Raw genomic sequence first — 24,345 nt, forward strand, 5'->3', positions numbered from 1 at the left:
TCCGGCCGCTAGGCGGCGGATGCCTGGCGCAGCAGCGGCGAGGAGGGCAGGAAACGGAACGCGGTTGACGCGCCCACCAGCGTGGCTGCAATCGAGATCATCACGGCCTTGTAGGGCTCCACGCCCCAGGCCTCGGCCCAGGCCGCCACCCAGCCCGTGAACCATTGCACCAGGGCCACGCCCAGGAACATGGCCATGGTGAACAGCGACAGTGCGCGGCCGGTCATCTCTGGGGGTAGGAAGCGCGCACATCGGCGTACTGCAGCACCGAATAGCCCGACAGCAGGCCCATGGCGAAGATCAGCGCCACATTGGTCCAGCCATGGTGCAAAAAGGCCATGAGCATGAACAGGCTGCCCATGAGCAGCGAGTAATTGGTGAGCCAGCGCCGGCGCCGTCCTGGGCCGGGATCCATGCGCCCGAAAATCGCGGGGCTGAACAGCGAGATCATCGATACGACCAGCGCCACATTGCCGCTTTCCACCAGCGAAAAGCCATAGCGATGGATGAGCAGCGGCCCCAGCCACAGGCCGCGCAGCGCCAGAAACGATGCATAGCAGGCCATGGCCAGCAGGACGATGCCCAGCGTGTGCGGCAGCGTGAACAGCTCGGCCATGCGGCGTGCCGCCACACCCCAGCTTTCCCGTGCGGCGGTCTGTGCTCCGCTGCGGGCGGGCTCGTGCACGCGCCACCAGATCAGCAGCCACGACAGGGCCGACATCACGGCCAGCAGCGCAAAGCCCGAGCGCCAGCCGAAATGCTGGACCAGCCAGGCCAGCGGCGTGCCTGTGAACAGCAGCCCCAGTCCACCGACACCCATGCCCACGCCCGACAGAAAGGCAAAGCGGTCCATGGGAAAGTGGCGCGAGATGAACATGGTGCAGGCCAGAAAGGCGGGCGAGCAGCCCACGCCTATCAGCAACTGGCCCACCATCAGCCAGCCGTAATTGGGTGCAGCGGCGGACAGTGCCGACCCCGCAATCGCCAGCGGAAACGACAGCAGCACCGTGCGCCGCAGGCCGTAGAGGTCCATGCCGATGCCCATCAGCAGCTGGGCCACGCCGAAGGACAGGCCGAACAGGCCGGCGAAGGCGCCCAGCGACTGGGCCGTGAGCCCGAAATCCTGCTGAAGACCCGTGGCCATGACCGAGGTGGTGGTGCGAAAGGCCTGGCTCAGCGCAAAGGCCGAGAGCAGGGACAGCAGCATGGCCCACAGCAGTTGGCTGCGCGGCGGCGGTGCTGCGGGGGAGGTCTGCGAAGCCTCTGTGTGTATGTTGTTGTGTGGGGGCTGTTGTGGCGCTGCGGACACGGTATTTCTCCTGGCGCCGCAGCTTACCCGTTTGCGCGCCTGCGCGCTGTCGCCACCGCAGCGGTCTGCCGTCGGTGGCGCCCGCCAGTTCTTACAGCTCGGTGCGCAGCGCCCAGATTTCGGGGAACAGCACCACGTCCAGCATCTTGCGCAGATAGCTGACGCCGCCCGTGCCGCCCGTGCCGCGCTTGAAGCCGATGACGCGTTCCACCGTGGTCAGGTGGCGGAAGCGCCACAGGCGGAAGGCGTCCTCGATGTCGGCCAGCTTTTCGCCAAGCTGGTACAGGTCCCAGTGCTTGTGGGGATCGCGGTAGACGGTGATCCAGGCCTGCTTGACGCCCTCGCTGGCCTCGTAGGGCTGGGTCCAGTCGCGCTCCAGCCGGTCGGCGGGCACGTCGATGCCCTCGCGCGCCAGCAGCTGCAGGGACACGTCGTAGAGCGAGGGCGAGCGCCATGCCGCCTCCACCTGGGCCAGCAGATCGGGCCGGTGGGCATGGGGCTGGAGCATGGCGGCGTTCTTGTTGCCCAGGGAGAACTCGATGCAGCGGTACTGGTAGCTCTGGAAGCCGCTGGAGTTGGCCAGGTAGGGACGCATGGCCGTGTACTCGGGCGGGGTCATGGTGGACAGCACGGTCCAGGCGCTGACCAGCTGCTCCATGATGCGGCTCACGCGGGCCAGCATCTTGAAGGCGTCGGCACGCGTGCCGCCTGCGATGGCGGCCGTGGCGGCTCGGACCTCATGCAGCATCAGCTTCATCCACAGCTCGCTGGTCTGGTGCTGGATGATGAACAGCATCTCGTCATGCGCGGGCGACAGCGGATGCTGTGCCGTGAGGATCTGGTCCAGGTGCAGGTAGTCGCCATAGCTCATGGACTGGCTGAAGTCCAGCTGGGCGCGCTCCTCTTTGACGATGGATTCGGTGCGGCCGGGGCTGTTCATGGGGCAGCCAGAGTGTTCGGTGGTCATGTGGGAGTCTCGCAAGTCTCGACGCGGAAAATGCAGGGCGCAGCGTAACCGAATCCCGCGCTGAAATCCTGCGGGTTGCAAGAAGCGGGATGCGCGGGTGCTCCGGGCTGCGTAGAGTAGGGCATCCGATGACCCAGAAAGACATGCCGTGTCCAACCAAGCCATGAATCAAGCCAGCGATGCCACTGCCAACCCCACGGCCTTGGTGGCCCGATGCTGCCGCTGGCTGGAGACCGAGGAGCCCCCGCCTGCCCTGGGCGCTCTGGCCGAACGCTCGGGCCTGAGCCCCTGGCAACTGCACCGATTGTTCAAGCAGGCCACGGGCCTCACGCCCAAGGCCTATGCCAAGGCCCATCGCGCGCATGCCCTGCGCGCGGCGCTGCAGCCGGGCCAGAGCGACTCGGTCACCGATGCGGCCTACTCCAGCGGCTATGCGGCCAGCAGCAGTTTCTACCGCGACGCAGGCGCCATGCTGGGCATGGCACCCGGCGACTACCGGCGCGGCGGCATGCGCCAGACCATCCGCTTTGCCGTGGCCGAATGCACGCTGGGCAGCATCCTCGTGGCCAGCACCGAGCGCGGCGTGTGCTGCGTACTGCTGGGCGACGACGCCGAGGCCCTGGTGCAGGACCTGCAGCAGCGCTTTCCGCTGGCCGAGCTGGTGGGCGGCGATGCGGGCTTCGAGCACACCGTGGCCCAGGTCGTGGCCCTGGTCGAGCAGCCGCGCCGCGGCCTGGCGCTGCCGCTGGACGTGCAGGGCACGGTCTTCCAGCAGCGCGTGTGGCAGGCGCTGTGCGCCATTCCGGCCGGCCAGACCCTGAGCTATTCGGAACTGGCCCTGCGCCTGGGCATGCCCACGGGCGCCCGCGCCGTGGCCAGCGCCGTCGCTGCCAACCCGATTGCCGTGGCCGTGCCCTGCCACCGTGTGGTGCGCAACGACGGCAGCATCTCCGGCTACCGCTGGGGCGTGGAGCGCAAGCGTGCCCTGCTGCTGCGCGAGGCGCGCCAGGCGCAGGAGGCCGCTGGCCGGGAGACAGGGCGGGAGAGCGGCCGAGCCCCGCTGCGCCAGGCCGGCAAGGCATGAGCGGGCGGCGTGGCGGCCACAGCCATGGCGCAGAGCAGCAACTGACGCTGCCGGCCGGCTATCGCATGAACGAGTTCTGGGGCTTTCACCGGCGCGATGCCCAGCGCCTGTCCGAATGCGATCTGCAGGACGGCGACACCATCCGCATGCACAAGGGCCTGATGTGGAAAGGCCTTCCCACGCTGCTGACCCTGGAGCTGACGCAGCAGTGCGAAGAGGCGGCCGTGGTGCAGGCCCGATGGCGCCTGCCCGCCGGTGCAGGCGCCATCGCCGGCATGGACGATGTGCTGGCCGCCATGCTGCGGCGCATGTTCGGACTGTCCCAGGATGTGGGCGAATTCGAGCGCCGTTTTGGCCGCCATGCGCGGCTGGGGCCGCTGCTGGCGCGCCAGCGTGGCCTGCATGTGCCCGCGGCCTGCACGCCCTGGGAGGCGCTGAGCTGGGCCGTCACCGGGCAGCAGATCAGCGTGGCGGCAGCCGTGTCGCTGCGCCGCCGCCTGATCGCCGCAGCCGGCCAGCCGGTGGCGCTGCACGATGGCCATGCCGACGCGCCGCAGCAGCTGTGGTGCATGCCGGAGGCCGCCCAGCTGGCGCAGCTCGGTGAGGAGGATTTGCGCGCAGCCGGCTTTTCGCGGAGCAAGACGCACACGCTGCGCCTGCTGGCCCAGGCTGTGCAGTCGGGTGAATTGCCGCTGGACGACTGGGCGGCCCTGCCTGAACTGCCGGTGGCCGAGATCCGCGAGCGGCTGCTGGCACTCAAGGGCATAGGCCCGTGGACCGTGAACTACATGCTGCTGCGCGGCTATGGCCACCTGGACGGCCCGCTGCACGGCGATGTGGCCGTTCGCCGGGCCCTGGCCCTGCTGCTGAAGACGGACGCCATGGACGCGGTGCAGACCGAGTTGTGGCTGCGGGACTTCGCACCCTGGCGCGCCCTGGTCGCGGCCCATCTCTGGGCCTCGCTGTCGTCCACGGCGTTCTGAGCGCAGGGCTTCAGGCTTCAGGTCACCGCATTGACGCGGTTGAACTCCGGTTTGCGCCATTCGCCCGATTCCAGCACCTGGCGCAGGTGCTCCACGGCATGCCAGACATCTTCGAATCCCACGTACAGCGGCGTGAAGCCGAAGCGCAGGATGTCCTTGTGCAGGCCCGTGCCGTCTCCCTTGCGGAAGTCGCCGATCACGCCGCGTGCGATCAGCGCCTGCACGATGGCATAGGCGCCGCTGTCCTTGCCGTCCACGCCCAGCCCCTCCTCGCGCGTGAGGCAGACCTGGGAGCCGCGTCGGCCGTGCTCGCGCGGCGTGGCCAGGCCCAGGCCGTGGCCCTGGCAGCGTTCCTCGACCAGGGCGATGAACAGGTCGGTCAGCGCCAGCGACTTGTTGCGCAGCGCGTCCATGCCGCCCAGCGGCTCCACGGCCGTGAACACGTCCAGGCCGCACTGCAGCACGCTCAGGCTGACCATGGGCTGGGTGCCGCACAGGTAGCGCTGTATGCCCTGGGCCGGGTGGTAGTCCGGCACGAACTTGAAAGGCTCGGCATGGCCGAACCAGCCCGACAGCGGCTGCCAGAAGCGGTTGATCAGGCGCGGGTTGGCCCAGACAAAGGCCGGCGCGCCGGGGCCGCCGTTGAGGTACTTGTAGCTGCAGCCAATGGCGAAGTCGGCATTCGCGCCCTTGAGATCGACAGGCACGGCGCCCGCGCTGTGGCACAGGTCCCAGACGCAGAGAATGCCCTTGCCCTGCGCGGCAGCCGTCACGGCAGCCATGTCGTGCATGGCGCCCGTGCGGTAGTTGACATGGGTGAGCATGCAGATGGCGACCTCGTCGGTCAGCGCGCCGGCAATTTCCTCGGGTTCGAGCAGCACCAGCTCCAGGCCGTATTCCTGGCAGACCGACTGGGCGATATAGAGGTCGGTGGGGAAGTTGCTGCGCTCGCTGATCAGGCGCTTGCGCTGCGGCGCGTCCTCGCGCGCAATGCGGGCCGCCGCAGACAGCACCTTGTAGAGGTTGATGGAGGCCGTGTCGGTGAACACCAGCTCACCCGCGCCCACGCCCAGCCAGGGGGCGAACTGGTCGCCCAGTCGCTGGGGCAGGCTGATCCATCCGGCATCGTTCCACGAGCGGATCAGGCCCTGCGCCCATTCCTGCTGCACCACCTCGGCCACGCGCGCGGCGGCGGCGCGGGGGCTGGCGCCCAGCGAGTTGCCGTCAAGGTAGATCACGCCTTCGGGCAGCGTGAATTGGTCGCGCAGGGCGCGCAGCGGGTCTTGCGCATCGAGGGTGAGGCAGTCTTGCAGGCTCGTCACGGGGTCTCCTTGGGTATCGAAAAGGCGAAAGGCGCGGGCAGGGCCGGCGCCGCAATGCGGGCAGGGATCAGGCCAGGGCGCGCAGCACGGCGCGCACGGGCGAGGCATCGGCCTCGACCAGCTTGAGCGGCAGGGCGATGAGCTCGTAGTCGCCCTCGGCCACCTCGTCCAGCACCAGGTTCTCCAGCACGCGCAGGCCGCGCCGGCGGATCACCTGGTGGCTGTCCAGGCTCTTGCTGCTGGCCGGATCGATGCTGGCCGTGTCTATGCCGATGAGCTTCACGCCCAGGTCGGCCAGCCGCTCGACTGTGGCCGGTGCATAGGCGGCCAGTTCCTGGTCCCAGGTGGTGGGGGTGCGCTCGTAGGTGCGCACCAGCACGCGTGCCGGAAGATGCTCCACGGCGTGGGCGATGTGCTCCCATTCGACCAGCGGTCCCTTGCCGATGGCGTGGATCACGCGGCAGGGGCCGAGGAAGGCGTCAAGATCCACGTTGCCGATGGATGCCCCGTCGGCCTCGTAGTGCAGCGGTGCATCGGCATGCGCGCCCACATGGGGCGAAAGCGTGATGGCGCTGACATTGACCGGGCAGCCCGGCCCGATGGTGGCGCACCACTGCTGGCTGTAGGCCGTGTCGCCGGGAAAGACGGGGCTGGCGGCCTGCACGGCCGGGGAGATGTCCCAGAGTCTGCGGGTCATGGCTTCAGTCCTTCTTGCGCGCTTGTGCGCGGGGCCGGTACCACAGCGCGTACACCAGGGCCAGCAGGCCCAGGAAGGGCAGGCCCGTGAGCAGCGTCATGTGGAAGACCTCGGTGAAATAGGTGGTGACGATCACGCCCAGCATCAGCGCGGCGCCGGCCAGCGTGAACAGCGGAAAGCCCCACATGCGGAACTGCAGGCGCTGGCCCGGATGCTCGCGCGACCAGCGCGCGCGGAAGAACAGATGGGTCACGAAGATCATGAACCACGTGAACATGGCGCCGAACATGGACACGGACATCATCCATAGCAGCGAGCCCTCGGGCTTCCACAGGTTCACGGCCACGGCCACGGCAATGCCCAGGCAGGAGATGGCAATCGCCGCCACGGGCACGCCCCGGCTGTTCAACCGCCCGAACACCGAGGGCGCATAGCCGCCGCGCGACAGGCTGAACATCATGCGCGAGGTCACATACAGCTGGCTGTTCATGGCCGACAGCGCGGCCACCAGCACCACGAAGTTGATGATGCTGGCAGCGCCCGGGATGCCGATGATCTCCATCACCTTCACGAAGGGGCTCTTGTCCGTGCCCGCCTGCTGCCAGGGCACGATGGCCAGCATCAGCGCGATCGTGGCCAGGTAGAAGATCACCAGGCGCGCCATGGTGGTGCGAAAGGCCCGGGTGATGGCGCGCTTGGGGTCCTCGGCCTCGCCGGCCGCCACGGCCACGGCCTCCAGGCTCAGGTAGCTGAAGATGGCGATGATCACGGCCACCCAGGTGCCCCACAGGCCCTTGGGGAAGAAGCCGCCATCGGCCGTGTAGTTGAAAAAGCCGATGCCCTGGGGCTGCGAGCCGAACACCACCCAGGCGCCGATCAGGATGAAGGCCACGATGGCGATGATCTTGACCATGGAAAAGCCGTACTCCACCTGGCCGAAGGCCTTGACGCTGCTGGCGTTGACGGCCACCAGCGCGCCCGAGAACACCAGCACCCAGATCCAGCGCGGCACGTCCGGGAACCAGTAGCCCATGTAGATGCCGATGGCCGTCACCTCCATGCCCACGGCCAGCACCACGGCGGCCCAGTAGGCATAGCGGACCATGAAGCCGGCCAGCGGGCTGATGTAGTGCTCGGCATAGGCGCCGAACGAGCCCGAGGTCGGGTGGGCCACCGTCATCTCGGCCAGGCAGCCCATGAGCAGCAGCGAGATCAGCGCGCCGATGGCGTAGCTGACCAGCACGCTGGGCCCGGCGAAGCCGATGGCGAAGGCGCTGCCCATGAACAGGCCGGTGCCGATGGCGCCGCCAATGGCGATCATCACCATCTGGGCGGCGGACAGCTGCTGGCGCAGGCCGGTTTCTCGTTGCTGAATGTCTTGGAAGGCGGCCATGGTGCGCGGCAGGTGGGGGCTGAAAGCGGAAGGCGTAAGTATCTGCGCTTTCACCGCCGGCCCCGGGCTGGCCGCTGCAAAACCATGGGAGGGTCCGGCCCAGATGCGGTCGGCTCAGGTGCGGCCGGCCCAGGTACCGGCTCAGGCGCCGCGTGCGTAGCAGCCCGGCGTCAGCGCATGGTGGGCCTTGAAGGCGCGCTGCAGGTGCGCCTGGTCGGCAAAGCCCATGGCATAGGCGGCCTCGGACAGCGCTGCGCCCGTGGCCAGCAGGCGGCGCGCGCCGTTGATGCGCAGGTTCAGGCGGTAGCTGCCGGGCGTCATGCCCGTGGCCGCCTTGAAGCGGCGGATGAAGCGCGTGGCGCTCATGCCGCATTCCTGGGCCAGCGATTGCACGGTCAGGCCCGCATCGGGCCCCGCATGCAGGCGCTGCAGTGCGGGGGCCAGGGCCGCCGCATCGCCGGGCAGGGGCAAGGCTGCGGGCTGGGCGCAATGGTCCAGCAGGTGCTCCAGGCCCAGGGCCAGGCGGTCGGCGGCCGCCGTGCCATCGATGGGGCGGCACAGGCCATCCACCAGGCTGGCGATGTCCGCATCCGTGAGCGTGCGCCGGGGAAAGCGCAGCGCGGCCACGCCCAGCCGCGCGTGCAGCCAGTCGGCATCGACAAACAGCATGCGGTAGGACCACGGCGCTCCAGGGTCGGGATTGCAGGCATGCCAGGCGCCGGGCTCGATCAGCACCACGCCGCCCGCCTCCACAGGCTGCGGGCCGTGGGCATGGTGGAACACGGTGCGGCCCGCGTCCACGATGCCTATCGAGTACTCGGCATGCATGTGCAGCCGAAAGCAATGCGGCGAGCGCGCGCTGTCGCGCAATTCGGCCCAGGGGGCGGCCGGATGGCGGTGGAAGCGGTGGGGAGAGGTTGAAGTCATGGCGGCCAGCCATCATGCCAGCATGGCCGCCACGCTGGCGACCAGCAGCAGGGCCAGCAGGCGGTGGAACAGGCGCTGGCGGCGTTCGGTGCGCAGCCAGCCCGAAAGCAGCTGCCCCAGCAGCGCCCAGCTGCCGACCCCCACCAGGCAGGCCAGCAGCGAGATGGCGCAAAACTGCAGCAGCGCCCATGGCGCATTCGCGTGGGGCAGCACGAACAGGCCCACGCCGGCCAGCGCCACCAGCCAGGCCTTGGGGTTGAGCGTCTGCACGGCCGTGCCCTGCAACAGCGCTTGCAGCAGGGCCTGCAGCGTGCGCTGCGATCCGCCGTCTTGCTGCCCCCCGGCCTGGCCCACAGGCGCATTGGCCAGCCGCCAGGCCAGCCACAGCAGATAGGCGGCGCACAGCCACTGCGCGGCCGTGGACAGTTGCGGCAGCGTCTGCAGCAGCCACTGTGCTCCCTGGCCCATGACCCAGACCACGGCCGCATAGCTGGCGCTGGCGCCCAGCACATAGGCGGCAGAGACCAGGCGCGAGCGGGCTGCGCCGTGGCGCAGGGCCAGCACATTGACGGGGCCGGGCGTGATGGCGCCGACGAGGGTGAAGACGCCCATGGCGAGCAGCGAGGAGGACATGAGATTTCGCGCGGACGCAGGACTGCACAGGGCCCGCAGTCTCGTCCCGCACGCCGCCCCTGTATTGAACGCAATTGCGGGGCGCCGGCATGTCCGTCACATCCTCTAGGGGAGCATGGCGTAGGCCACGATCTCCAGCTTCATCCCCGGCACCACCAGCGCCGAAATCCCCATGCTGGAGCGGTTGGGGTAGGGCGCCTCGAAGAACTCGCGGTACACGGCGTCGATGGCCGGCATGTCGGCCACGTCGGTCATGTAGATCAGCACCTGGGTCACATGCGCCAGCGTGCCGCCTGCGGCCTGCAGCGCGTTGCGCAGGTTGGTGAAGGTCAGGCGCGCCTGCTGTTCAATGGGGCCGGTGTCGATGCTGCCGTCGGGCCGCACGGGGCCGTGGGCCGTGAACAGCATCTGGCCGCTGGCCTTGACGGCCCAGGAGAAGGGCTGCTTGAGCGGCGGCAGTCCCACGTCGATGATTTGCTTCATGGATTTCCTTGTGTCTTGACTACACGCGAAGGCATGGTGTTCTTGCGTCGGAAACTTGGCGCGGCCCATCGGCGGACGCCGAGCAAGGGCCGTCCCGCAGCGATGGTGTCGTCCCGCGCCCGCGCAGCGAGAGCGGGGGAAGCGGCAAAGCCGCTCAGGGGTCACAGTTTCGTTCTCACAGACCAGATTTCGGGGAACAGCACCACGTCCAGCATCTTGCGCAGATAGCTGACACCGCCGGTGCCGCCCGTGCCGCGCTTGAAGCCGATGACGCGCTCCACCGTGGTCACATGGCGAAAGCGCCACAGGCGGAAGGCGTCCTCGATGTCGGCCAGCTTTTCGCCCAGTTGGTACAGGTCCCAGTGCGACTGCGGGTCGCGGTAGACCTGGGCCCAGGCGGCCTCGACCTCGGGGCTGGCCGTGTAGGGCAGGGTCCAGTCGCGCTCCATGTGCCCGGCAGGAATGGCCAGCCCCTGGCGTGCCAGCAGGCGCAGGGCTTCGTCGTACAGGGAAGGTGCGCGCCATGCGGCATCCACCCGTGCCAGCAGGTCGGGCCGGTGGGCATGGGGCTGGAGCATGGCGGCATTCTTGTTGCCCAGCGCGAACTCGATGCAGCGGTACTGGTAGCTCTGGAAGCCGCTGGAGCTGGCGAGATACGGGCGCATGGCCGTGTACTCGGTAGGCGTCATGGTGGCCAGCACGGACCAGGCGCCCACCAGCTGCTCCATGATGCGGCTCACGCGGGCCAGCATCTTGAAGGCATCGGCATGGCGGTCGGCCGCCACGGCGGCCGTGGCCGCGCCCAGCTCGTGCAGCATCAGCTTCATCCACAGCTCGCTGGTCTGGTGCTGGATGATGAACAGCAGCTCGTCATGCGTGGGCGAAAGCAGTTGCTGTGCGCCGAGGATGGCGTCCAGCTGCAGGTAGTCGCCATAGCTCATGGACTGGCTGAAATCCAGCTGCGCCCTTTCCTCGGCGACGATGCGCTCGGTCAGGCCGCCATGGACGGGGCAGCCGCTCATTGCGGTGCCTCCAGCACCGTGGCAATGGCGTCGGCCACGTACTGCACGTTGGCGGCGGACAGGCCCGACATGCACATGCGGCCCGAGCGGATCAGGTACACGCCGTGCTCGTCGCGCAGGCGGTGGACCTGGGGCTCGCTGATGCCGGTGTAGCTGAACATGCCGCGCTGGGTCAGCAGGAAGCCGAAGTCGCGCCGCTCGCCAAAGCGTTCATGCAGCGCGCCGTGCAGCTGGGCGCGCATGTCCTTGATGCGGCCGCGCATCTGCGCCAGCTCCTGCGCCCATTGGGCGCTCAGTTCGGGCGACGCCAGCACCAGCTGCACCAGGCGCGCGCCACGGGTGGGGGGCGAGGAATAGTTGCTGCGCACCGTGGCCTTGAGCTGGCCCAGCACATTGCCGGCCGTGGCCGCGTCGCTGCAGACCACGCTGAGGCCGCCCACGCGTTCGCCATACAGCGAGAAGTTCTTGGAAAACGAGTTGGCCACAAAGGCCTGGGCGCCCGCATCGGCCAGGGCGCGCACGGACCAGGCGTCTTCATCGAGCCCATCGCCAAAGCCCTGGTAGGCCATGTCCACGAAGGGGATCAGGCCGCGCTCCACGATCACGGGGATCAGTTGCTGCCACTGCTCGCGCGACAGGTCCACGCCCGTGGGGTTGTGGCAGCTGGCATGCAGCAGCACCACGCTGCCCGAGGGCAGGCCGCGCAGCGTCTGCAGCATGGCGTCGAAGCGCAGGCTGCCCGTGGCCGCGTCGTAGTAGGGGTAGCTGTGGGTGCGCAGGCCCGCGCCCTGGAAGATGGCCAGATGGTTGTCCCAGGTGGGATCGCTGAGCCAGACCTCGGCGTCGGGGAAATAGTGCTTGATGAAGTCCGCGCCCAGCTTGAGCGCGCCCGAGCCGCCCAGGGTCTGCACGGTGGCGATGCGCTGCGCGCGCACGGCCTTGTGCTCGGCGCCGAACACCAGGTTCTGCACCAGCTGGCGGTAGGGGGCTATGCCTTCGATGGGCAGGTAGCCGCTGGGGCTTTGCTCGCGGGCCAGGGCATCGCCAGCCTGGCGCACGGAGTCCAGCACGGGCAGGCGGCCGGCCTCGTCGAAATACAGGCCGATGCTCAGGCTGACCTTGTCGGCGCGCGGGTCCTGCTGAAAGGCTTCCATCAGCGACAGGATGGGATCTCCGGGGTAGGGCGGGACGTGGCTGAACATCGAGGCGCGGGCGGTATCGAGGGGGCAAGAGTCGTCATGTTTCTAAGGGAGGGAGAAAAACGGGAGGCCGGATGTCACCGGGCCTGGGCCTGGGTTGGGGTATTGGTTTGAGGAGTGGTTGCGGGCTGGCCGGCCGGCTTGCGGTACCAGATGGCGTAGATGGCGCCCAGCAGCAGCAGGAAGGGCAGGCCGGTGAGCACGGTCAGGCGGAACACGTCGGTGAACAGCGTGGACACCAGGGCGGCCAGCATCAGAGCCGCGCCCAGCAGCGTCAGCACCGGAAAGCCCCACATGCGAAAGGCCAGCGGCTTGTTGCCCTGGCGCACCCAGTGGATGCGGAAGAACAGGTGGGTCACGAAAATCATGAACCACGTGAACATGGCGCCGAACATGGCCACGGCCATCATCAGCATGAAGGACTGCTCTGGATTGACGATGTTGAACAGCGTGGCCACGGCAATGCCCAGGCAGGACAGCAGCAGCGCCGGCAGCGGCACGCCGCGCGAGTTCACGCGGCCCAGCACGGCGGGCGCATGGCCGGCGCGCGAGAGGCTGAACATCATGCGGGTGGTGATGTACAGCTGGCTGTTCATGGCCGACAGGGCAGCCACCAGCACCACGAAATTGACCACGCTGGCCGCGCCGGGCAGGCCGATGATCTCCATTACCTTCACGAAGGGGCTGCCGTCCTTGCCGGCGGCCGACCACGGCACGATGGCCAGCATCAGCGCGATCGTGGCCAGGTAGAACACCACCAGGCGCACCATGGTGGAGCGGAAGGCGCTGGTGACTGCGCGCTGCGGGTCCTTGGCCTCGCCGGCGGCCACGGCGATCATCTCGATGCTCAGGTAGCTGAAGATGGCGATGATCACGCCCACCCAGGTGCCCCACAGGCCGTTGGGGAAGAAGCCGCCGTTGTTGACGTAGTTGGCAAAGCCCACGCCGGCCGGCCGGGTGCCGAACACCACCCAGGCGCCCACCACGATGAAGGCCACGATGGCGATGATCTTGATCATGGAGAAGCTGTACTCCACGGCGCCGAAGGCCTTGACGCTCATCATGTTCACGCCGATCAGCGCGCCCGAGAAGATCACCACCCAGGCCCAGCGCGGCACCTCGGGGAACCAGTAGCCCATGTACAGGCCCACGGCCGTCACCTCGGTGCCCACGGCCAGCACCACGCAGGCCCAGTAGGCATAGCGCACCACGAAGCCGGCCCAGGGGGCGATGTAGTGCTCGGCATAGGCGCCGAACGAGCCCGAGGTCGGGTGGGCCACCGTCATCTCGGCCAGGCAACCCATGAGCAGCAGCGAAATCACCGCGCCGATGGCATAGCTGATCAGCACGCTGGGCCCGGCGAAGCCGATGGCAAAGCCGCTGCCCAGGAACAGGCCGGTGCCGACGGCACCGCCGATGGCGATCATGGTCATCTGTCCGGCGGACAGCTGCTGTTGGAGTCCGGCTTCGCGCTGGACGATGTCTTCGAAGGCTGGCATGGGTTGTTGTCTCCGTTGCTGTGGGGGCTTCGGAGGCGGATGCTAGTTACGGCCTTCGCAGGGCGTTTAGTAGTTATCCCTAAATGCGCTTGATCTTGGATAAGTTATTCTGTGAAACATGAATTCATAGGTGGTTTATGTCAATCGAGATCGACAGAACGGACCGGCTGCTGATCCGCGCCCTGCAGGACAACGCGCGGCTGACCTCGGGCGAATTGGCGCAACGCGTGCACTTGTCGCAATCGCCGTCATGGCGGCGCATCAAGCGGCTGGAGGACGAGGGCGTGATCACCGGCTACCACGCCGCGCTGAGCCGGCGCGCCATCGGCTTTGGCGTGCTGGCCTTCGTGATGGTGGGCATAGACCATCAGAACGAGGAGTCATCGCGCCACTTCCAGGAAGCGGTCTGCGCCATTCCCGAGGTCGTGATGTTCCACGGCATCTCGGGGCCGGAGGACTTCCTGCTGGTCGTCGTGGCGCGCGATCTCGATGCCTATTCGGACCTGCTGCTCACCCGCCTGCACCGGCTGCCCGGCGTGCGCCAGGTGCACACGCATTTCTCGCTGCAGGAGTTCAAGGGGCAGTTGGCGGGGCTGCCCGTGGAATAGCGGCTGGTGGTGGCGGCTGTTGGCGCCTGGCTGGTTGCTACAGCAGGCCGCTGTCCAGCGCCTGCATGCCATGGCGCACGCGCACGCGGTTGCAGGCATCGCTGCCGGCCGCAAATTCGCGGCAAGGCGAGGGCCGCCACTCGTAGATGCCGCAATGGGCCTTCTCGCCCACCTTGCCCACCAGCGCTGCGCAGCGCGGGCGCGACCAGTCCGTGCCGCGCATGCGGCAGGTGTAGTCGGTGACTTCCTCGATCAGCCCGGCCGGCACGCGGCCGCCATGCTCCTGCGACTCGTGCACGGAAAAGTCCACGCGGAACGATGCGCAGCAGGCGCCGCAGCTCAGGCAGGGATGGGTCATGGCGTGGGCAAGCAGGTGCAGGTGCGGATCGTGGGAGCGCGATTGTCGCGCGCACGCGTGCGGGGCGCCTGGAACCGGCCAAAAACCATGACGGCCCTTTGGCAAGACCCTGCCTCTTACTCCGATACCATGCGCGGGCTTCCCACGGGGATTCGATCAAAATCAAAATGAGAATAAAAATCAGTTGATACAACACGCCATGCATTCGATGAATCCCGGGACGGACGCCACGGCTCCGTCCGCGCTGTCCGCGCCTCCCAGCTCTCCAAGCCCGGCCACCGCTGCGGCCATCACCCTGGATGCGCTGCCGCGCCAGGTTCCGGCGCGCGTGGTCGAGCTCCATGCGGCGCGCGACACGGCCGAGCAGGAACTGCTGCTGCGCCTCATGGAAATCGGTTTCCTGCCGGGCGAGCCCGTTCGCATCCTGGCCGCAGGCTTTCCGGGCGACGACCCGCTGGCCGTGCGCGTGGGCCAGGCCACGTTCGCACTGCGCCGCCATGAGGCGGCCCTGGTGCGCGTGGCACCGGAGGCGGTGGCATGAGCGCGTCGTCCTCTCCCAAGCTCATCCAGCCGCTGCAGCCTGCCCAGGGTGGCGTCGGCAGCGGTGATTCCGCACTGCGCCTGGCCTTGCTGGGCAACCCCAACTGCGGCAAGACAGCCTTGTTCAACCTGCTGACCGGCGCACGCCAGAAGGTGGCCAACTACGCGGGTGTGACCGTGGAGCGCAAGGAAGGCTGGCTGAGCACGGCCAGCGGCCGGCGTGTGCGCGTGCTGGACCTGCCGGGCACCTACAGCCTGCACGCCCACAGCGAGGACGAACGCATCACGCGCGACATCGTCTCGGGCCGCCACGCGCGCGAGGCGCCTCCCGAACTGCTGGTCTGCGTCACCGACGCCACCCATCTGCGCCTGAACCTGCGCCTGGTGCTGGAAGCCCAGCGCCTGGGCCTGCCCATGCTGCTGGTGCTGAACATGAGCGACATGGCCAGGCGCCAGGGCATCGATATCGACCGAGAGGCGCTGTCACGCGCCCTGGGCATGCCCGTGCTGTCCACGGTGGGCGTGCGCCAGGACGGCGCGCGCGAACTGCTGCAATGGCTGGACGGCCCCGAAGCCCGCGCCCTGGCGGCGCCGCAGCTGCAGGCCCCGGCCCGCCCGGGCGATGCGCGCGAGCAGGTGCTGGCCCTGCACCAGCAGGTGGCCCGCATCATGGCCGACTGCGTCAAGGAGCCCGTGGTGGACACCCGGCGCGACGACCGCATCGACGCCGTGGTCCTGCACCCGCTGTGGGGCATGCTGCTGCTGGCGGCCACGCTGTTCCTGATGTTCCAGGCCGTGTTCAGCTGGGCGCAGCCGCTGATGGACGGCATCGAGGGCGGCGTCTCGGCCGTCTCGGCCCTGGTCAACGAGCACATGCCCGAAGGCGCGCTGCGCAGCCTGCTGGCCGACGGCGTGATCGCGGGCACGGGCGCCGTGCTGGTCTTTCTGCCGCAGATCCTGATCCTGTTCCTGTTCATCCTTGCTCTCGAAGACTCGGGCTACCTGCCGCGTGCCGCCTTCATGCTGGACCGCATCATGGGCAAGGTCGGCCTGTCGGGCCGCTCCTTCATTCCGCTGCTGTCCAGCTTCGCCTGCGCCGTGCCCGGCATCATGGCCACGCGCTCCATCACCAGCTGGCGCGACCGCCTGGTGACCATCATGATCGCGCCGCTGATGACCTGCTCGGCGCGCCTGCCGGTCTATGCGCTGCTGATCAGCGCCTTCATTCCCGAGCGCACGGTGGGCGGCATCTTCAACCTGCAGGGCCTGGTGCTGTTCGCGCTGTACGTGGCCGGCATCGTCAGCGCCATGGCCGTGGCCGGCGTGGCCAAGTTGGCCGGCCGCAGCGCCGGACCCACGCCGCTGCTGATGGAGCTGCCCTCCTACCGCTGGCCCAGCCCGCGCAGCCTGGCCCTGGGCCTGTACGAGCGCGCCATGATCTTCCTGCGCCGCGTGGGCGGCATCATCCTGACCGTGAGCATCGTGCTGTGGTTCCTGGCCAGCTACCCGGCGCCGCCCGATGGCGTCACCGAAGCGGCCATCCGCTACAGCTTTGCGGGCCGCATCGGCGGCTGGCTGGAGGTGGTGCTGGCGCCGATCGGCTTCAACTGGCAGATCGCCATTGCATTGGTGCCCGGCATGGCCGCACGCGAGGTGGCCGTCAGCGCCATGGGCACGGTCTATGCCCTGTCCGCCGCCAGCGACGAGGCCATGGCCGAGCAACTGGGCCCGCTGATCGCCCACACCTGGTCTATGGCCACGGCGCTGTCGCTGCTGGCCTGGTTCGTGTTCGCGCCCCAGTGCATCTCCACGCTGGCCGCCGTGCGGCGCGAGACCAACGGCTGGCGCTATCCGCTGCTGATGACCGGCTATCTGTTCGCGCTGGCCTACCTTGCCAGCTTCATCACCTACCGCGTGGCCATCGCATTGGGCGCGGGCTGAAAGGAACAAGCACCATGTGGCAGAACATCATCGTCGGGCTGATCGTGGCCATGGCCGGCGTGTCCCTGGTCTGGCGCTATCTGCCTGCGCGCTGGCGCCAGAAGGCCGGGCAGATGCATCCGGCACTGGCGCCCAAGGATGCGGGCGGCTGTGGCGGCTGCAGTGCCTGCGGCGGGGACAGTTGCGCACCGGACAAGCGGGGACCGTAAGGCCACGGCCCGAACTTCCGCCGGGAAAAAAGAATGCCTGCAGGCGCAAAGCCTGCAGGCATTCTTTTTTGAGCGGACTGCGTTGTCAGTTCGGCTGGCGGCCCAGCAGCAGGTATTCCATCAGAGCTTTCTGCACATGCATCCGGTTCTCGGCCTCATCCCAGACCACGGACTGCGGCCCGTCGATGACCTCGGCCTCCACTTCCTCGCCGCGGTGGGCGGGCAGGCAGTGCATGAACAGGGCATCGCCACGTGCGGCGGCCATCATTTCGGCGTCCACGCACCAGTCGGCAAAGGCCTTCTTGCGGGCTTCGTTCTCGGCCTCGTAGCCCATGCTGGTCCACACGTCGGTGGTCACCAGGTCGGCGCCCTTGCAGGCGTCCAGCGGGTCCTTGAAGACCTTGTAGCAGCCCTCGCGCGGGGTCTTGCCGCCAAAGGCCAGCTTCTCGTCCACCTCGTAGCCGCCCGGCGTGCTGACGTGGACGGTGAAGCCCAGCAGGTCGGCCGCCTGCAGCCAGGTGTTGGCCATGTTGTTGCCGTCGCCGACCCAGGCGACGGTCTTGCCCTGGATCGAGCCGCGGTGCTCGATGAAGGTGAAGATGTCGGCCAGGATCTGGCAGGGGTGGAACTCGTTGGTCAGGCCGTTGATGACGGGAACGCGCGAGTATTCGGCAAAGCGCACGATCTTGTCCTGGCCATAGGTGCGGATCATCACCAGGTCGGTCATGCGGCTGATGACGCGTGCGCTGTCCTCGATGGGCTCGGCGCGGCCCAGCTGGCTGTCGCCCGTGGTCAGGTGGACCACCGAGCCGCCGAGCTGGTACATGCCCGCCTCGAAGCTCACGCGGGTGCGCGTGCTGGCCTTCTCGAAGATCATGGCCAGCGTGCGGTCGCTGAGCGTGTGGTGCTTTTCGTAGCCCTTGAACTTCTTCTTGATCAGGGCCGCGCGTTCGAGCACATAGGCGTACTCGTCGGCCGTGAAGTCGGAAAACTGCAGATAGTGCTTGATGGCAGTCATAGGCAGGTACTCATTCGGACAGGAATTGCACGATCAGGGGCTTGAGCTTGGCGACCACTTCGTCGGCTTCGGCCTCGGTCATGATCAGCGGCGGCACCAGGCGCACCACGGTGTCGGCGGTCACGCTGAACAGCAGGCCGGCTTCGGCGCCACGGCCCAGCAGGGCGCCGCAGGGCTTGTTCAGCTCGATGCCGATGATCAGGCCCTGGCCGCGCACATCGACCACGCCCTTGACGTCGGCCAGTTCCTTTTGCAGCGTGGCCTTCAGGTGGTCGCCCACCTTGGTGGTGTGGGCCAGCAGGCCGTCCTCTTCCATGATGCGGATGGTTTCGATGCCCGCACGCATGGCCAGCGGATTGCCGCCGAAGGTGGAGCCATGGTTGCCCGGCTGCAGCACGGTGGCCGCCTTGCCATGGGCCACGACGGCGCCGATGGGCACGCCCGAGCCCAGGCCCTTGGCCAGGGTCATCACGTCGGGAATGATGCCGGCCCACTGGTGGGCGAACCACTTGCCCGTGCGGCCCATGCCGGCCTGGACTTCGTCGAACATCATCAGCCAGCCGTTGGCATCGCACAGTGCGCGCACCTGCTGCATGTACTCGATGCGCATGGGGTGCAGGCCGCCTTCGCCCTGGATGGGCTCCATCATCACGGCCACCACGTCGGGGTTGCCGGCCGTGGCCTTCTGGAGCGCCTCGAAGTCGTTCACCGGCACGCGCAGGAAGCCGTCGAGCAGCGGGCCGAAGCCGTCGCGCACCTTGGGGTTGCCCGTGGCCGTCATGGTGGCGATGGAGCGGCCGTGGAAGGCATGCTCGTAGACCACGATCACCGGCTTGGCGATGCCCTTGTCCACGCCGTACTTGCGCGCGATCTTGATGGCGGCCTCGTTGGCCTCCAGGCCCGTGCTGCAGAAGAAGACATTGGTCATCTTCGCGCGCTCGGTCAGCAGCTTGGCCAGCGTTTCCTGGCCGGGCACGTGGTAGTAGTTGGAGGTGTGGATGAGCTTGGCCACCTGGTCCTGCAGCGCAGGCACCAGCTTGGGGTGGTTGTGGCCCAGCGTGTTCACTGCAATGCCGCCCAGCGCATCGAGGTACTGCTTGCCGTTGACGTCCCACACGCGGCAGCCCTGGCCTCGCTCCAGAGCGATCGGTACGCGGCCATAGGTGTTCATCACGTGGGGCGAGGCAGCCTCAATGAAAGCGGTCATTGCAAAAATCTCCTGAGCTGGAAAGTAAACGGCATCCGGGCGTTGCCGCCGCAGATGCCTGAAAAACAGCGAAGCCCGATTCTAGGGGCCGCGCGATGGCCTACCGTTGCGGTTTGCGCATCACAGCCATGCAATGAACCTACGCCACACTTGGGTAGTGCGCTGCAACAAGGCCTCAGCTCTTATATAAGAGATAAAATGCCGGCTTGGCCTGCTGGCAGCGATCCTGCCTGTGGGCTCTGACTTTTTTGAAGGACTTGCGCAAACAGGACGTGGCAGGGCGCCGTGCCCCTTGGCAGGTTGCCTGTGTTGTTCCTTGTTGCGCAAGTCGTATTTTGGCGTGCATCCTGATGGTCTCTCCCTCCAGCAAAGAACTGTTCATCCAGGGCATCACCCACGAAGGCAAGACTTTCCGGCCCAGTGACTGGGCTGAGCGGCTGGCAGGCGTCATGAGCCAGTTTCGCCCCGGTGGTGCCCAGCGCGGCAGCCACCTGAGCTACTCGCCCTGGTGTGTTCCCACAACGCTCAATGGCGTCAAGTGCGTGGTCGTGCACCGCGACCTGCGCGACTACGAGCCCATGGCCTGGGATTTCTGCCTGAACTTCGCCAAGGACAACAACCTGCAGGTTGCCGAGGCCTGCCTGATACCGGACGAGCCGGCCCGCTGAGGCCGGCTTCTTTTTTTGCGGGTCGTTCCCGTCCGATGTGAAGCGCGCCTGGGGTGCGTTTTTTTTCGCCTGTGCTCCGGAGGGTGGGGCTTTTTTGGTGGATCCTGCGGATGCAGGAGCATCGTTCAGGCACAAAAAAACCGCCCGAAGGCGGTTTTCTCGTTCGCTGACAGCGCACCCGTTACAAACGGCAGATGGCCGGAGCCATCCGTGCGGTTGCCTAATTGGATTAGGCGGCGGCCAGGGCCTTGACCTTGGCGGACAGGCGGCTCTTGTCGCGAGCGGCCTTGTTCTTGTGGAAGATGCCCTTGTCGGCGATCGTGTCCAGAACGGATTGGGCTGCGGCAAACAGTTCGGTTGCCTTGGCCTTGTCGCCAGTCAGAACGGCCTTTTCGACCTTCTTGACGGCGGTGCGGTACTTGGAACGCAGCGAGGTGTTGGCTGCGTTGAGCTTGGTGTCCTGGCGGACGCGCTTGCGGCCGGAGGCGAGACGGGGGTTCTTCTTTGCGGGCTTGGATGCCATGATATGTATTCCTAGTGTCTGAGGATGTTGTCGGCGAAGCGCGGGATTATAGCACGCAGCCTGGACAGGGCCTTGAGGGCCCAGGCCGCGCGGGCCGGCCTGTTGCAACGGAGTGCAAGAGCGGCCAGGCCCGCCTGGCGCGCCGGCCGGCGGGGCATGCCAGCGCATACACTCCCCACGGTGTCACTGTTCAAAGCCGCCTCCACCGTTTCCCTGCTGACGCTGGCCTCCCGTATCACCGGGCTGGTGCGCGATCTGCTCATGGCCTCCATGTTCGGAGCCAATGCGCTGACCGATGCGTTCAATGTCGCCTTCAGGATTCCCAATCTCTTTCGGCGGCTGTTCGCCGAGGGGGCCTTCAGCCAGGCCTTCGTGCCGGTGCTGGCCGCCAGCAAGGCCAAGGAGGGAGAAGAGGCCACGCGCACGCTGATCTCGCACGTGGCCACGCTGCTGTTCTGGGTGCTGCTGGTGACCTGCGTGCTGGGCGTGGTGGGCGCGCCGCTGCTGGTCTGGCTGCTGGCCAGCGGCCTGCGCCAGTCGCCCGAGGGCTATGACGCCGCCGTGCTGATGACACGCTGGATGTTCCCCTACATCGGCTTCATGTCGCTGGTGGCGCTGTCGGCCGGTGTGCTCAATACCTGGCGGCGCTTTGCCGTCTCGGCCGCCACGCCGGTGCTGCTGAACCTGGCCATGATCGCCGCTGCCTTCTGGGGCGCGCCCTGGCTGCAGGCGCGTGGCATCGAGCCCATCTATGCCATGGCCGGTGGCGTGATGCTGGGCGGCGTGCTGCAGCTGGCGGTGCAACTGCCTGCGCTGGCGCGCCTGGGCCTGCTGCCGCGCATCGGCTTTTCGCCAGCTGCGCTGCGCGAAGCCTGGGCCGAGGCCGGCGTGCGCCGCATCCTCAAGCTGATGGCGCCGGCCCTGCTGGGCGTGGGCGTGGCCCAGGTCTCGCTGATGATCAACACCCAGATCGCCTCCTATCTGCAACCGGGCAGCGTGACGTGGCTGTTCTATGCCGACCGGCTCATGGAGTTTCCGACGGCGCTGCTGGGCGTGGCGCTGGGCGTGGTGCTCACCCCCCAGCTGGCCGCTGCCAAGGCGGCCGACGACTCGGAGCGCTACTCGGCCATGCTGGACTGGGGGCTGCGCCTGGTGGTGCTGCTGTCCGTGCCGTGCGCCGTGGGCCTGCTCACCTTTGCCGAGCCGCTGGTGGCCACGCTGTTCCACCGCGGTGCGCTGCAGGACAGCGACGTGGGCCAGATCGCCCTGGCGCTGGTCGGCTACGGCGCAGGCCTGGTGGGCCTGGTGGCCATCAAGGTGCTGGCGCCAGGCTACTACGCCAGCCAGGACATCCGCACGCCCGTCAAGATCGCCATCGTGGTGCTGGTCATCACCCAACTGCTCAACCTGGTCCTGGTGCCCTTCATGGCGCATACCGGCCTGGCGCTGTCCATCGGCCTGGCGGCCCTGGTCAACGCGGGCTGGCTGCTGTGGGGTCTGCTGCGCCGGGGCGTCTACCGTCCCAAGCCGGGCTGGGGACGGCTGGGCTTGCAGGTAGTCGCGGCCAGCAGCCTGCTGGCCGTGCTGCTGACCTGGGGCAGCCAGCATTTCGACTGGATCGCGCTGCGCGCCAACGGCTGGCAGCGTGTGGGCCTGCTCGCCGCGCTGATGGCCGCCTCGGTGCTGCTGTACTTCGGTGCGCTGTGGGCGGCGGGGCTCAAGCTGCGCGCACTGCTGCGGCGCTGAGAGGCATCGCCCAAACCCGCATAATTGCAGGCTTGGGCGCTGCAATATACAAAGCATCATGAGCTGGAGTTACGAAGACACGCCAACGGCCCTGCAATACTTTGCAGCGCTGGTGCAAAGCGATGACCACCTGCCGTTGATGGAGGCGGCAATCAGCATCGCCCAGGATGCCGTGCCCGATCTCGACCTGCAGGCGGCCAGCGCCGAGCTGGACCGGCTGCAGGTGCGCCTGCTCCAGCGCCTGGCCGGCGAAACCGATTCCCTGCAGCGCCTGCGCGTGCTCAACCAGTTCTTCTATGGCGAGCTGGGCTTTGGCGGCAATCTCAACGATTACTACGACCCGGCCAACAGCTACATCCACCATGTGCTGCAGACGCGGCGCGGCATTCCCATCAGTGTGGCGCTGATCTGGCTGGAGCTGGCTGCGGCCATCGATCTGCCGGCACAGGGCGTGAGCTTTCCCGGGCATTTCCTGGTCAAGCTGCGCCTGCCCCAGGGGCAGGTGGTGATGGACCCGCTGAGCGGTGAATCCTTCTCGGCCAACAGCCTGGCCGAGCGGCTGGAGCCCTTCTGGCAGAACGCCGGCCTGTCCGCCGAGGAGGCGGCTCCGCTGGGCATGTACCTGCAGGGCGCATCGCCGCGCGACATCCTGGAGCGCATGCTGCGCAATCTGCAGGAGATCCACCATGCGCGGCGCGACTGGCCGCTGCTGGTGGCCGTGCTCAACCGGCTGGCCGTGCTGCGGCCCGACATGCCGGAGATCTTCCGGGACCGGGGGCTGGCCTATGCGCAGTGGGGAGTGACCGAGCGTGCGCTCGAAGACCTGGAGCGCTTCCTGCATTCCCAGCAGGGCGCGCAGGCCGTGGCCGTGCGCGAGGTGATCCGGCGGCTCAGGGGGCTGTAGCGGCGGCAACCCCCAGTGTCGGAGCGCTGCTCAGACCAGCCGGACGGCTTCCAGCTCTTTCTTGAGATAGGCGTAGAACAGTGGCGCCGCCACCAGGCCTGCGGGGCCGAACACCGACTCGGCCACGAACATCACGGCCAGCAGCTCCCACACGCCCATGTGCGTGCGCTGGCCCACCACCTTGGCGTTGATCACGTACTCGGCCTTGTGGATCAGGATCAGAAAGCCCAGGCAGGCCGCGGCGGCCACCGGGGAGACCGACAGCCCCACGATGGTGATCACTGCATTGCACAGCAGGTTGCCCACGATGGGCACCAGGCCCGCGATGAAGGTCAGCGTGATCAGGGCTGGCGTGTAGGGCAGGGTCAGGTTCCAGTGCGGCAGCACGCCCAGCAGGAAGATGGCCGTCAGGAAGGTGTTGAAGGCCGCAATCCAGAACTGCGCCGCCACGATCTGGCGGAAGGCCAGCCCCATGAGCCGGATGCGTTCGCGCAGCGCAGCCACCAGGGGCGGGCGGCGCGTGGTGATGGGGCGCACGGCGGCCAGCGCGCCGATGATCAGGCCCACATAGGCGTACAGCAGGCCGGTAAGCCAGGCGCGGCCCGCATGGGCCAGGGCGCCGGCCTTGGCCGCCAGGTAGCTGGCCAGCAGGTGCTGGATTTCCTGCGCGCCGTCCGGCAACTGGTCGGCCATGTCGGCGGGCAGCTTGTCACGCAGCTCCAGCACCGTGTGGGCCAGATAGTCGAGCAGCTCGCGGTACTGCTGCGGCGCGTCGGTGATGTAGGTGCGTGTATGCGAGAGCGCGCCGCTCAGCAGGGCCAGCGGCGCAAGAATGACGATGGTGGCTGCCACCAATTGGGTCCAGCGCGGCAGCGAGCCGCGCCGGGCCTTGGGCTGGGCCCTTGCCAGCAGCCCGGCAAGGGCGCGCGTGACCAGAAAGCCCACGCAGACACAAAGCATGCCCGGCAACAGGCCCTGCCACATGATCAGCAGCAGGGCGCCTGCCATCAGCACATAGCTGGAAAGCGTCACGCCGCGCGTGGGCGCGGGCTGCGGGGAGATGATGGGCGAGGGCAGGTGCTGGGTCATGCGCTGCGGGCCCGTG

General features: G+C 67.8%; 24 protein-coding genes and 1 pseudogene. 9 read left to right on the forward strand and 16 right to left on the reverse strand.

Annotated elements, in window-relative coordinates:
- Window positions 1–8: 8 nt before the first annotated feature.
- Together CLV01_RS10180 and kynA (CLV01_RS10185) are read right to left on the reverse strand one after the other, a co-directional pair.
- Window positions 9–1,309, reverse strand: a pseudogene (locus CLV01_RS10180) (MFS transporter).
- Between the two features lie 91 nt (window positions 1,310–1,400).
- Window positions 1,401–2,276: a tryptophan 2,3-dioxygenase gene (gene kynA / locus CLV01_RS10185; RefSeq protein WP_034391164.1), complete on the reverse strand. Its 876-nt coding sequence runs from the start codon at window positions 2,274–2,276 to the stop codon at window positions 1,401–1,403.
- A 163-nt stretch (window positions 2,277–2,439) separates the two neighbouring features.
- On the opposite strand from kynA (CLV01_RS10185), the gene ada reads away from it, so the two are divergent.
- Both ada and CLV01_RS10195 read left to right on the forward strand, forming a co-directional pair.
- A complete protein-coding gene (gene ada, locus CLV01_RS10190) occupies window positions 2,440–3,360 on the forward strand; it encodes a bifunctional DNA-binding transcriptional regulator/O6-methylguanine-DNA methyltransferase Ada (RefSeq protein ID WP_049801450.1) in 921 nt (306 codons plus the stop codon).
- Window positions 3,357–4,343, forward strand: coding sequence for a DNA-3-methyladenine glycosylase family protein (locus CLV01_RS10195; RefSeq protein ID WP_099734384.1), 987 nt, complete (start codon window positions 3,357–3,359; stop codon window positions 4,341–4,343). Before ada ends, CLV01_RS10195 begins: the two co-directional genes overlap by 4 nt.
- Before the next feature lie 17 nt (window positions 4,344–4,360).
- On the opposite strand, the gene kynU is transcribed toward CLV01_RS10195, so the two are convergent.
- The 9 genes from kynU to CLV01_RS10240 form a co-directional block, all read right to left on the reverse strand.
- Window positions 4,361–5,665: a kynureninase gene (kynU, locus tag CLV01_RS10200; RefSeq protein WP_043824039.1), complete on the reverse strand. Its 1,305-nt coding sequence runs from the start codon at window positions 5,663–5,665 to the stop codon at window positions 4,361–4,363.
- A 67-nt stretch (window positions 5,666–5,732) separates the two neighbouring features.
- The gene (kynB, locus tag CLV01_RS10205) at window positions 5,733–6,362 is read right to left on the reverse strand and encodes an arylformamidase (protein WP_099734383.1); all 630 of its coding nucleotides are present in this window, start codon (window positions 6,360–6,362) and stop codon (window positions 5,733–5,735) included.
- 4 nt (window positions 6,363–6,366) lie between these two features.
- Window positions 6,367–7,755 (reverse strand): amino acid permease, encoded by a 1,389-nt coding sequence (locus CLV01_RS10210; RefSeq protein ID WP_013803671.1) that lies wholly within the window; start codon window positions 7,753–7,755, stop codon window positions 6,367–6,369.
- 141 nt (window positions 7,756–7,896) lie between these two features.
- Entirely contained in the window at window positions 7,897–8,682 is a 786-nt protein-coding gene (locus CLV01_RS10215) for a helix-turn-helix domain-containing protein (RefSeq protein WP_099734382.1), read from the reverse strand.
- A gap of 12 nt (window positions 8,683–8,694) precedes the next feature.
- Window positions 8,695–9,315 (reverse strand): LysE family translocator, encoded by a 621-nt coding sequence (locus CLV01_RS10220; protein ID WP_043824044.1) that lies wholly within the window; start codon window positions 9,313–9,315, stop codon window positions 8,695–8,697.
- A gap of 105 nt (window positions 9,316–9,420) precedes the next feature.
- Window positions 9,421–9,798, reverse strand: a complete 378-nt coding sequence (locus CLV01_RS10225; protein WP_013803668.1) for a RidA family protein — start codon at window positions 9,796–9,798, stop codon at window positions 9,421–9,423.
- Between the two features lie 161 nt (window positions 9,799–9,959).
- Window positions 9,960–10,820 carry a tryptophan 2,3-dioxygenase gene (kynA, locus tag CLV01_RS10230; protein WP_099734381.1) on the reverse strand — a complete coding sequence of 287 codons (861 nt, stop codon included), beginning with the start codon at window positions 10,818–10,820 and terminating at the stop codon, window positions 9,960–9,962.
- Window positions 10,817–12,022, reverse strand: coding sequence for an amino acid aminotransferase (locus tag CLV01_RS10235; protein WP_099735291.1), 1,206 nt, complete (start codon window positions 12,020–12,022; stop codon window positions 10,817–10,819). Before CLV01_RS10235 ends, kynA (CLV01_RS10230) begins: the two co-directional genes overlap by 4 nt.
- 74 nt (window positions 12,023–12,096) lie before the next feature.
- A complete protein-coding gene (locus tag CLV01_RS10240) occupies window positions 12,097–13,518 on the reverse strand; it encodes an amino acid permease (protein WP_099734379.1) in 1,422 nt (473 codons plus the stop codon).
- Between the two features lie 137 nt (window positions 13,519–13,655).
- Between CLV01_RS10240 and CLV01_RS10245 the strand changes: the two genes are divergently transcribed.
- A complete protein-coding gene (locus tag CLV01_RS10245; RefSeq protein WP_012204096.1) occupies window positions 13,656–14,126 on the forward strand; it encodes an Lrp/AsnC family transcriptional regulator in 471 nt (156 codons plus the stop codon).
- A 37-nt stretch (window positions 14,127–14,163) separates the two neighbouring features.
- On the opposite strand, the gene CLV01_RS10250 is transcribed toward CLV01_RS10245, so the two are convergent.
- On the reverse strand, window positions 14,164–14,484 hold the full coding sequence (locus CLV01_RS10250; protein WP_034391185.1) for a YkgJ family cysteine cluster protein: 321 nt from the start codon (window positions 14,482–14,484) through the stop codon (window positions 14,164–14,166).
- Window positions 14,485–14,683: 199 nt separating this feature from the next.
- On the opposite strand from CLV01_RS10250, the gene CLV01_RS10255 reads away from it, so the two are divergent.
- Genes CLV01_RS10255 through CLV01_RS10265 form a run of 3 tightly spaced genes read left to right on the forward strand, consistent with a single transcriptional unit; the run spans window position 14,684 to window position 17,174 of the window.
- The gene (locus CLV01_RS10255) at window positions 14,684–15,025 is read left to right on the forward strand and encodes a FeoA family protein (protein ID WP_043824050.1); all 342 of its coding nucleotides are present in this window, start codon (window positions 14,684–14,686) and stop codon (window positions 15,023–15,025) included.
- The gene (gene feoB, locus CLV01_RS10260; protein ID WP_099734378.1) at window positions 15,022–16,965 is read left to right on the forward strand and encodes a ferrous iron transporter B; all 1,944 of its coding nucleotides are present in this window, start codon (window positions 15,022–15,024) and stop codon (window positions 16,963–16,965) included. The genes CLV01_RS10255 and feoB overlap by 4 nt, the downstream gene beginning before the upstream one ends.
- A 14-nt stretch (window positions 16,966–16,979) precedes the next feature.
- On the forward strand, window positions 16,980–17,174 hold the full coding sequence (locus CLV01_RS10265; RefSeq protein WP_099734377.1) for a hypothetical protein: 195 nt from the start codon (window positions 16,980–16,982) through the stop codon (window positions 17,172–17,174).
- 85 nt (window positions 17,175–17,259) lie between these two features.
- Here CLV01_RS10265 and argF read toward each other — a convergent pair whose 3' ends face one another.
- On the reverse strand, window positions 17,260–18,192 hold the full coding sequence (gene argF / locus CLV01_RS10270) for an ornithine carbamoyltransferase (RefSeq protein WP_012204101.1): 933 nt from the start codon (window positions 18,190–18,192) through the stop codon (window positions 17,260–17,262).
- A 10-nt stretch (window positions 18,193–18,202) separates the two neighbouring features.
- Complete coding sequence (locus CLV01_RS10275) at window positions 18,203–19,399, reverse strand: aspartate aminotransferase family protein (protein ID WP_099734376.1); 1,197 nt, start codon at window positions 19,397–19,399, stop codon at window positions 18,203–18,205.
- Between the two features lie 350 nt (window positions 19,400–19,749).
- Here CLV01_RS10275 and CLV01_RS10280 point away from each other — a divergent pair, with 350 nt between their 5' ends.
- Window positions 19,750–20,067 carry a DUF3579 domain-containing protein gene (locus tag CLV01_RS10280; protein ID WP_012204103.1) on the forward strand — a complete coding sequence of 106 codons (318 nt, stop codon included), beginning with the start codon at window positions 19,750–19,752 and terminating at the stop codon, window positions 20,065–20,067.
- A 229-nt stretch (window positions 20,068–20,296) separates the two neighbouring features.
- Here the strand turns inward: CLV01_RS10280 and rpsT are convergent, their stop codons facing one another.
- Window positions 20,297–20,590, reverse strand: a complete 294-nt coding sequence (gene rpsT / locus CLV01_RS10285) for a 30S ribosomal protein S20 (RefSeq protein WP_012204104.1) — start codon at window positions 20,588–20,590, stop codon at window positions 20,297–20,299.
- Window positions 20,591–20,770: 180 nt separating this feature from the next.
- Between rpsT and murJ the strand changes: the two genes are divergently transcribed.
- Both murJ and CLV01_RS10295 read left to right on the forward strand, forming a co-directional pair.
- Window positions 20,771–22,336 carry a murein biosynthesis integral membrane protein MurJ gene (gene murJ / locus CLV01_RS10290; protein ID WP_099734375.1) on the forward strand — a complete coding sequence of 522 codons (1,566 nt, stop codon included), beginning with the start codon at window positions 20,771–20,773 and terminating at the stop codon, window positions 22,334–22,336.
- 58 nt (window positions 22,337–22,394) lie between these two features.
- Window positions 22,395–23,240, forward strand: coding sequence for a SirB1 family protein (locus tag CLV01_RS10295; RefSeq protein WP_012204106.1), 846 nt, complete (start codon window positions 22,395–22,397; stop codon window positions 23,238–23,240).
- Between the two features lie 30 nt (window positions 23,241–23,270).
- Here the strand turns inward: CLV01_RS10295 and CLV01_RS10300 are convergent, their stop codons facing one another.
- A complete protein-coding gene (locus CLV01_RS10300) occupies window positions 23,271–24,329 on the reverse strand; it encodes an AI-2E family transporter (RefSeq protein ID WP_012204107.1) in 1,059 nt (352 codons plus the stop codon).
- Between the last annotated feature and the right edge of the window lie 16 nt (window positions 24,330–24,345).

This window comes from Delftia sp. 60 (assembly GCF_002754395.1).
GTDB classification, from domain to species: Bacteria; Pseudomonadota; Gammaproteobacteria; order Burkholderiales; family Burkholderiaceae_C; genus Comamonas; species Comamonas acidovorans.

Coding starts and splice junctions, on each gene's coding strand:
- kynB (WP_099734383.1), bottom strand. CDS start 6,362: ATGACCCGCAGACTCTGGGACATCTCCCCGGCCGTGCAGGCCGCCAGC.
- CLV01_RS10300 (WP_012204107.1), bottom strand. CDS start 24,329: ATGACCCAGCACCTGCCCTCGCCCATCATCTCCCCGCAGCCCGCGCCC.
- CLV01_RS10225 (WP_013803668.1), bottom strand. CDS start 9,798: ATGAAGCAAATCATCGACGTGGGACTGCCGCCGCTCAAGCAGCCCTTC.
- CLV01_RS10265 (WP_099734377.1), top strand. CDS start 16,980: ATGTGGCAGAACATCATCGTCGGGCTGATCGTGGCCATGGCCGGCGTG.
- CLV01_RS10235 (WP_099735291.1), bottom strand. CDS start 12,022: ATGTTCAGCCACGTCCCGCCCTACCCCGGAGATCCCATCCTGTCGCTG.
- CLV01_RS10220 (WP_043824044.1), bottom strand. CDS start 9,315: ATGTCCTCCTCGCTGCTCGCCATGGGCGTCTTCACCCTCGTCGGCGCC.
- CLV01_RS10280 (WP_012204103.1), top strand. CDS start 19,750: ATGGTCTCTCCCTCCAGCAAAGAACTGTTCATCCAGGGCATCACCCAC.
- CLV01_RS10250 (WP_034391185.1), bottom strand. CDS start 14,484: ATGACCCATCCCTGCCTGAGCTGCGGCGCCTGCTGCGCATCGTTCCGC.
- feoB (WP_099734378.1), top strand. CDS start 15,022: ATGAGCGCGTCGTCCTCTCCCAAGCTCATCCAGCCGCTGCAGCCTGCC.
- CLV01_RS10255 (WP_043824050.1), top strand. CDS start 14,684: ATGCATTCGATGAATCCCGGGACGGACGCCACGGCTCCGTCCGCGCTG.
- CLV01_RS10210 (WP_013803671.1), bottom strand. CDS start 7,755: ATGGCCGCCTTCCAAGACATTCAGCAACGAGAAACCGGCCTGCGCCAG.
- CLV01_RS10240 (WP_099734379.1), bottom strand. CDS start 13,518: ATGCCAGCCTTCGAAGACATCGTCCAGCGCGAAGCCGGACTCCAACAG.
- CLV01_RS10195 (WP_099734384.1), top strand. CDS start 3,357: ATGAGCGGGCGGCGTGGCGGCCACAGCCATGGCGCAGAGCAGCAACTG.
- CLV01_RS10245 (WP_012204096.1), top strand. CDS start 13,656: ATGTCAATCGAGATCGACAGAACGGACCGGCTGCTGATCCGCGCCCTG.
- CLV01_RS10295 (WP_012204106.1), top strand. CDS start 22,395: ATGAGCTGGAGTTACGAAGACACGCCAACGGCCCTGCAATACTTTGCA.
- rpsT (WP_012204104.1), bottom strand. CDS start 20,590: ATGGCATCCAAGCCCGCAAAGAAGAACCCCCGTCTCGCCTCCGGCCGC.
- ada (WP_049801450.1), top strand. CDS start 2,440: ATGAATCAAGCCAGCGATGCCACTGCCAACCCCACGGCCTTGGTGGCC.
- kynA (WP_099734381.1), bottom strand. CDS start 10,820: ATGAGCGGCTGCCCCGTCCATGGCGGCCTGACCGAGCGCATCGTCGCC.
- kynA (WP_034391164.1), bottom strand. CDS start 2,276: ATGACCACCGAACACTCTGGCTGCCCCATGAACAGCCCCGGCCGCACC.
- CLV01_RS10275 (WP_099734376.1), bottom strand. CDS start 19,399: ATGACCGCTTTCATTGAGGCTGCCTCGCCCCACGTGATGAACACCTAT.
- argF (WP_012204101.1), bottom strand. CDS start 18,192: ATGACTGCCATCAAGCACTATCTGCAGTTTTCCGACTTCACGGCCGAC.
- CLV01_RS10215 (WP_099734382.1), bottom strand. CDS start 8,682: ATGACTTCAACCTCTCCCCACCGCTTCCACCGCCATCCGGCCGCCCCC.